General features: G+C 33.6%; 7 protein-coding genes. 4 read left to right on the forward strand and 3 right to left on the reverse strand.

What is annotated here, in order from left to right; translation table 11 throughout:
- The 3 genes from MR593_RS10285 to MR593_RS10295 all read left to right on the forward strand — a co-directional run.
- Positions 1–508 (forward strand): single-stranded DNA-binding protein (locus tag MR593_RS10285; protein WP_290692557.1); only part of this gene is annotated, 508 nt, incomplete at its 5' end.
- Positions 509–582: 74 nt separating this feature from the next.
- Positions 583–1,371, forward strand: coding sequence for an N-acetylmuramoyl-L-alanine amidase (locus MR593_RS10290; RefSeq protein ID WP_290692559.1), 789 nt, complete (start codon positions 583–585; stop codon positions 1,369–1,371).
- A 633-nt stretch (positions 1,372–2,004) separates the two neighbouring features.
- The gene (locus MR593_RS10295; protein WP_290692560.1) at positions 2,005–3,561 is read left to right on the forward strand and encodes an InlB B-repeat-containing protein; all 1,557 of its coding nucleotides are present in this window, start codon (positions 2,005–2,007) and stop codon (positions 3,559–3,561) included.
- Between the two features lie 75 nt (positions 3,562–3,636).
- Here MR593_RS10295 and MR593_RS10300 read toward each other — a convergent pair whose 3' ends face one another.
- Positions 3,637–4,701, reverse strand: a complete 1,065-nt coding sequence (locus MR593_RS10300; protein WP_290692561.1) for a hypothetical protein — start codon at positions 4,699–4,701, stop codon at positions 3,637–3,639.
- A 208-nt stretch (positions 4,702–4,909) separates the two neighbouring features.
- The gene (locus MR593_RS10305; RefSeq protein ID WP_290692563.1) at positions 4,910–6,136 is read right to left on the reverse strand and encodes an IS1595 family transposase; all 1,227 of its coding nucleotides are present in this window, start codon (positions 6,134–6,136) and stop codon (positions 4,910–4,912) included.
- Between the two features lie 313 nt (positions 6,137–6,449).
- On the opposite strand from MR593_RS10305, the gene MR593_RS10310 reads away from it, so the two are divergent.
- Positions 6,450–7,652 carry a Fic family protein gene (locus MR593_RS10310; protein ID WP_290692565.1) on the forward strand — a complete coding sequence of 401 codons (1,203 nt, stop codon included), beginning with the start codon at positions 6,450–6,452 and terminating at the stop codon, positions 7,650–7,652.
- Positions 7,653–7,703: 51 nt separating this feature from the next.
- Here MR593_RS10310 and MR593_RS10315 read toward each other — a convergent pair.
- A partial coding sequence (locus MR593_RS10315) for a hypothetical protein (protein WP_290692567.1) occupies positions 7,704–7,975 on the reverse strand: 272 nt, incomplete at its 5' end.

Raw genomic sequence — 7,975 nt, forward strand, 5'->3', positions numbered from 1 at the left:
AAACAAAATGAACCAAGTAATATTAATAGGCAGATTAACAGCCGATCCAGAACTAAAATTCATAAACACAGGAACAGCAATATCAAAATTCACCCTAGCCATAGACAGAACCTACACAAAAAACGGAGCCTCAGTCACAGACTTCATCCCAATAGAAATATGGGGCAAAAAAGCCGAATACTGCGCCACTTACCTAGGCAAGGGCTATCTAGTAGCAGTAAACGGAAGCCTGCACATAGATAAATTCATAGACAACTCCGGCAACAGCAGAAATTTCGCCAAAGTAGCTGCAAGCTCCGTAGTCAAGCTGAGCGCGCCAAAATCAACTTCCGACACAGCATCAGACACAAATAACAACGCAGCCCCTTGCGACGACGCTAGCTCCAACAGCAGCACAAACTTTACAGATGGTGAAGACGATGAAGTCCCTTTCCCCAGTAGCTCCACAATAAACGCAGCAAATTCTATAAAACCAACAGAATCACCGCCAAGCATAACATTCTTATAAAAACTAAAAAAATTCATATTAAATAAAATAAATTTGATAAAATCTAAATTAAAACATATAAAAGGAGGAAAAAAATGATAACAAAACCAAATATAATCGAAAAATGGCAAAAAAGAAACAAATACGGAAGACCAGGGACTCCTCTATCCGCAAAAAAAATTGCGATACACTACACAGGAGCTCCAGACGTCCCCGGTCACAAAACCGTCTCCTACTTCAACAACGTCGTTGCAAACGGCTACAAAGTAAACGGCAAATTCGTCTACGCATCTGCCCACTACGTAATCGACCTCGATGGTACAATCTACCAGCTAATACCGACTAACGAACGCTGTTACGCAACAAACAGCGCCAACGCCTACGCCATCGCAATCGAAGTCGCAACAACAGGCGCGGACAATCACTACACCGATGCGACCTACAAAAGCATGGTCTGGCTATGCGCATGGTTGTGCCAGTACAAAAAACTCGATTGCCAAAAGGACATCATAACGCACACAGACGTAGTCGGCAAAAAATACAAGCTCTGTCCTATCTACATGGTCAAAAATCCAGACAAAATGCAGCAGTTCAAGCTAGACTGCGACAACCTGAAAAAAGGCAAGATCCGCGTCAGCGACATAAAAAACTGCACAGCCGAAGGCTCATCAAAAATACCAAAAATGATAAAAGTCATCCAAAACGTAAACTACAGAACAGAGCCAAACTTCAAAGCATCAAGCATCGCTGGCGAAGCCACCCCCGGCCAAATCTTCACAGTCGTAGACATAATCCCAAAGCCTGGAGCAAACATGTACAAACTAAAATCAGGCTACTACATAACCGCCAGCAAAAAATACGTCGAAGAGTTTATTCCAAAATAATAAATCTCTCCCAAAAAGTTCTAGCCCCAATCCAAAAGTAAATTCTGCTAGAACTTTTAAAATGCCACAAAATCCACATCCCAAGCGAAGCTTCCCTCTCTACAAGCGCAGCCCACCTCCCACACCTATCATCCCCCACTACCCATGTGATTATATTTAACAACTTTGTGTTGATGCTTTGTATTAGTCCTTCTATTTTATTCAAATATACACATTTCAATACTTAGAACACCTTAATCCCCTTTTTAAAACGCCCCCACAAAATTTCATTTCTTCTATGAATTTCACTTTCAAACACTAAATTATATATATTTACTCGATCCTGCACAAATTTTACTAAAAAATCTATATCTTCATCACTAAAATCAGCCTTATTTTATATCCAACTGTTTAGCACCTTATACCTGTATCACAAGGTTGTTAAATATAATTACAATGGTTCGAGCTTATTTTATATAGGATAATTTATATTAAATAATTGTATTTCATATAAGAAAATTACTAATAACCTTCACCTATCTACCTTAACAATATTTTTCTAAATTAACTATATAACCAATCCTACTTTGTTATATAATGTTATTATCACAACAATTTTATCTTCAATAAATAAAAAAGGGGGAAATTTCAAACATGAAAAAACTTACCAAAAAATTTGCAGCATTATTTCTGGCATTTGCACTTATCATAAGCATAATGCCTCTAAACGCCTACATCTCTTACGCCGAGACGTTAAATTCTAACAAACTAAAAACTGACACAGTAACCTACACTAATCCTGCTTACGAAGGCTTAGACATAAAAACTTACTCACCTAAGCCATACAATTCACCTAGTTTACTAAGTGAAACCGAAACATTTGATACAGTTGAACAAGCAGGCGAATACCTAAAAGAACAAATGATAGCTAGAAACGGCACTATAACCTTCACTATCAACCAAACATACTCTAGCGAATTATTCAAAGCCATTTTCAACGAAGCCGTAGAAGACAACGGTTATGGCGACTCAAGCGCAGGCGATTACCTATACTGGAACTGGAGCGGCTACAGCGGTAGTGCAAGCTACACAAGTACTCAAGCAACATTAACCTACAATATGAAATATTTAACTACTTATTCACAAGAACAAGCAGTCGACAAAGAAGTAAAAAACGTATTAGACAGCCTAGACGTATACGACAAAGACACATATCAAAAAGTGTTAGCCGTACACGACTACATAGTCCAAAACATAGATTACGATTACTCACTACAAAATCACTCTGCCTACAACGCAATCATAGATAAAAGCGTCGTATGCCAAGGATTTGCTACAATAACATGCAAAATGCTAAAAGAACTAAACATAGGTGTCAGACTAATCACAGGTCCAAACCACGCATGGAATATCGTAAAATTAGGCTCATATTGGTACAACACAGACAACACATGGGATGAAAATACTTCTACCAGCTCTAACATAAGCTACAAGTATTTCCTAAAAGGAAGCACCGATTTTATCGACCACACAAGAGATTCCCAATTTGACACAGCGAGCTTCCACGAACAATACCCTACAGCAACATCAGCTTACAAATACGATCCATCAGTAACAATCACCTTCGACCCAAACGATGGTTCCGACTACTTAATCGAAAAAACTATAAGCAAAGACGAAGCATTAAACTATACACCTACAGCCCCAACAAAAAAAGGCTACACATTTATAGGCTGGTTTAAAGACACAAACGACATAACTACAGAATATAAATCAGGCTCAAAATACACAGAAAACATCACATACAAAGCAAAATACGCACACGTTGAAATGCTCGGAGCCCAAGTCAAAGCAATAGTAGACGACAAAAGCGGCATCAGATTTGGAACAAAAATTTACGACGACGGCGACAAAATAATCGAAAAAGGTACCCTAATACTACCAGCGAACCGATTAGCTGAAGGCGAATCCCTAACTCTAGATACTCCTAACACAGCCAGATCCATAGCAAAGGCACTATATGAGGAGAACAAAGAGGAAAATTACGTAGTCTACCTAGGAACTATAATAAATATACCTAGAGCCCAATTCGCAACACCTATGACAGCAGCATCTTACATAATTTATGAAGACAAAGCCGGCAACGAATACACAGCATATGCTCCTTACAAAAACGGCTCAACAAGCGTAAATAGTTTATTAGGCATATAATAATAGCCCCAGCCATTATGCGACTGGGGCTATTTACAATTTATTCAAATATTAAAATTATCCAATAAAATCTATCTACATGAAAGTCCAATAAGTACCCAATATCTTACCACTCTTACCAGTTGTAGTACATAGATACTTGCAAGTATTGTCGTCTATGTAACCAGCGTTCTCATCAAAATAATTATAAGTCACAATCATATATCCACTAGATACAGTTGCATCAACAATATAGTCCTTTTTCATGATAAGAGTCTTAGCCTTAGTACTCAAATTCATTCTATAAAGATATGCACAGTCTTTTTCACGATTATAAAGTGAATAATAGATATAACCACTATTCAAATCCATTAAATCTAAGAATCCATTTACTCCTCCAGTAGTAACAGCTTTATACTTTTTAGTTGAAGTAGTCTTTATTTTGTATATTATTTCATCTCCATTACTACCATCTAAGAAATTAAAATAGATATAATCATTATATGCCTTCAATGAGTAAACACTACAGATATCATGATCAAAAGAGAACATAATCTTTGAAGTTCCACCTGCTATTGGCATACGTCTCAAATAATCCTTGTCTTTTGTACCAGTATTTGTATAATATATATTTGATTTGTAAATTATAAATTCATTTAATGAACTAGTTTTCTTTATACATTTTTCACTGCTTCCAGATAAAGTCATCTTATAAATTCCAACTCCATCATAAAAGTCGCCACTGTCTTTTACCTTATAGTAGTAAATACTTCCATTATATAAAACAGGATTTAAACCTAATTTCATTTTTTTGAAACTACTACCAGTAGTTTTGACTCTAAAAATATACCCAACTGATTCTTCTGGATATCGATCATCGTCAACTATCTTACCATAGATCCAACCGTCTTTTACAGTTAAATTCAACATACGTTTGTCTACATCACTGTTTTTATAAACTAAACTTTTACTCTTAGTCTTTACATTTACCTTGTAAATTTTGTTTTCTATAGAATAGTACATATAGTCGCCTGATTTTACACTAGCTGCAGAACTTGAACCAGTCGCAGCAGATACTTGTGCCGCTTCAGCTACTCCTGTCAAAGCACACATAAATACTAATGTCAAAGTCAGAATAATACTTGTAAATTTCTTTCTCATCGTGATACCCCCTTAATTTTTAATAGGATATTGTAAAATAAAATCTATCCTTCTATTTATATCATATCACACCCTATAAATTTCCACAATTATAAAATTTTAGAGCCAAATTTCCTCCAAGCAAAGCTTCCTACTCTCCTAGCGCAGCTACACCTCACCTCCCCCACCCCGTATGATTATATTTAACAACTTTGTGTTGATGCTTTGACTACAACAGCTCAACACATCTATTTTTTATCATTTCCTTAGTAATATAAAGATCCCTTGTAGCAAGCTCCATAAACAATTTTTTCATCTGCATAGATTCCTTATAATTCTTACTCATAAACAAAAACTTAAACCAAGACAAATAGTTATTCAAATACTTAGTTGACACTCCATTGAAATTTTCAAGCCATCTTTTTAACTCCCAATGATATTTATAAACATGATTTACAGTATAAATAGTATTATATGGTCTAGGAGATTGTCTCATTTTTATGCCCAATTCACTAGCCATTTCTCGATATTCACCAGTCTTATATGCGCATAAAATTATGTTTTCTCCCAATTTTCCGTTAAAAAATGACACCATATTCTGAGGTTTTCTTCTATTATTAGTAGTTCCACAACTATTATCTACAACTCTTGTAATTATATGTCCATTTCTATCAATTGCTGTATTTATGCAGATCTGATTTTCACTTATATTTTTATAAAAATCTACACGATAAAACGGCTTCTCACTAAGGAAGAAATGCCCACTCCCCAAACTACTCTTATGAAAATCACAAAAATATTTTTCACTTAAATACTTATCTCTTCTATTATTTTTAAAAAAATTATCCTGGAGTAAATCATCCTTTTTAATATGCGCACCCTTAAAAGATTCGTTGATATAACACACATCAGCCTCAACTATTCCATCCAAAACCTCATCCTTCAGACATAAATTCATCACATCCAAAATCCTATGTCTCATAAAAAACGAAGTCGGAACACTTACACCAACCTCCTCTGCACAATATCTAATACTTCCTCCCTCTAACATAAAACGACAGTATTTGAGCCATTTATCCAAACTCAATTTTGTGTTAGAAAGTGGCGAAAAACTCCTCTCATCAAACGTAATTCTACATTCTTTGCACATATATCTCTGGCGACCATTAGTCTTCCCATTCTTATTCAAACGCAAACTTCCACACTTAGGACACTTAAGACCCTTCTTAAATCGCCCTTGCAAAATTTCATTTTTCCTATCAATCTCACTTTCAAATCCTGAATTATATAATTTTTTTATTTGATCCTGTGCAAATTTAACTAAAAAATCTCTATCTTCATCGGTTAAACCATCCTTATTATTTTGTATTTTACTTAAATCAAAATTACTAGAACAAACCCTTCTCATGTTGTTTCCTTTCGGACTAAACAAATCTGAATGTATTTCATTGAACATATTAAACCCCTCCCTGATTAGGTAATTGTTAGTTCTATTATGTCCAGCTATCTAACATTTTATACCTGTATCACAAGATTGTTAAATATAATTACAATGGTTCAAGTTACTACAATGGTTCAATAAACGTAAATAATTTATTAGAATTATAAAATCCATGTATATATTTGTTAATTTAAGTCAAAAATAATAAATAAATATAATTTATTTAAATTAATATATTTAAAAATGTATAAATTAATCATATATTTCAATAATTTTATCATTTACTTATTATTTTTATTTCATTATAATATATAAAAAGGAGGTTACTATGGAATACACATTATTATCGAGTCTTTTTTACCAAGACAAAACAAAATACGAGCAAACTTACCAAAATCGTATAAATAGCGAATCCACATATAAACTTGGCTTCACTATAAATGAATTTCCAGCATTTGTAATGATAACGCCTGAAATACTAGAAAATATACAAAAAATATTTGAATTAAACTCAAAATTAAACATACTAGAATCCAAGCTACCTATATTAGCGATTGAACAATACAGAAAGAAATGTTTAGTCGATGAAATAAAAAAAACAAACGACATAGAAAGTGTTTACAGCACAAAAAAAGAAATAAAAAGAATTTTAAATTCACCAAGCACTACAAAAAAAAATAGATTCTTTGGATTAGTAATAAAATACGAAAAAATAATAAAAGGCGAAAAAATCGCTCTAAAAACCTGCTCTGATATTAGATCTCTATACGATGAATTCGCACTAAATGATGTCTTAGCAGATAACCCTAATAATATGCCTGATGGTGAGCTATTTAGAACAAAACCAGTTTTCGTGGGCGGCTCTTCTGGTAAAATAATACATGAAGGTATCTATCCAGAAAACAAAATAATAGAAGTTTTATCATCTAGCCTAAATTTTTTAAACGACGAAAGCTATAACTTTTTTATCAGAGTAGCAGTTTTTCACTATATGTTCGGATACATTCATCCTTTTTACGATGGCAACGGAAGAATGAGCCGTTTCATAAGCAGCTATTTACTATCACAAAAGTTAAACAAATTCGTCTCACTTAGATTATCATATACTATAAAAGAAAAACAAAGCTCCTATTATAAAATGTTCAAAGTCACAAATAATGAAAACAACAAAGGCGATTTAACATATTTTGTAACTAGATTCTTGGAATTAATCATAGAATCCATAGAAGATTTAATCTCTGCGTTAGACTTTAAATCATCTCAATTAAAACATTACGCCGTTATTTGTAACAAATTATCTAAAATAGATAAAAAACTACCAGACTTAACATATGTACTTATTCAAAACGAACTATTTGACGACGATCCACTCGACTTAGAATCACTAAAATTAATATTCTCCTCTAAAATAGGAGACAGCAAGCTTAGAAATTTATTAAAACAACTAGAAAAAAAAGATATTTTAATTGTAGACAAAACACACAGAAAATATACATACAGAATAAATGTCTATAAATTAGAAAATATTTAATTTCACAAAAAACTCCAGCCACAACCCCAACTGGAGTTTTTTACCATTTGCTTAGTTTTCAGATACTTTTAGTGCTGTTTTTAGATTTTCTATAGCAATATAAGCTATATTAGCAATGCCACTTGTCGCTTTTTTACTAAAATTTTTAACTTTATCCTTTTCAGATATAACTTTAAGTGCTCCTGCTGTGGCAACTTTCAGTCCAATATCATCACCTGTTTTTAACGTCTCTTCAATTTCTTCATCTACTTTAATTTTATCATTTTGCCATGAATTGGTCGTGCTATTCATTCCTGAAACAATAGTCGCTCCCTGTAATGCAC

The sequence above is a fragment of the Intestinibacter sp. genome (assembly GCF_022780145.1).
In the GTDB taxonomy this organism is placed as follows: Bacteria; Bacillota; Clostridia; order Peptostreptococcales; family Peptostreptococcaceae; genus Intestinibacter.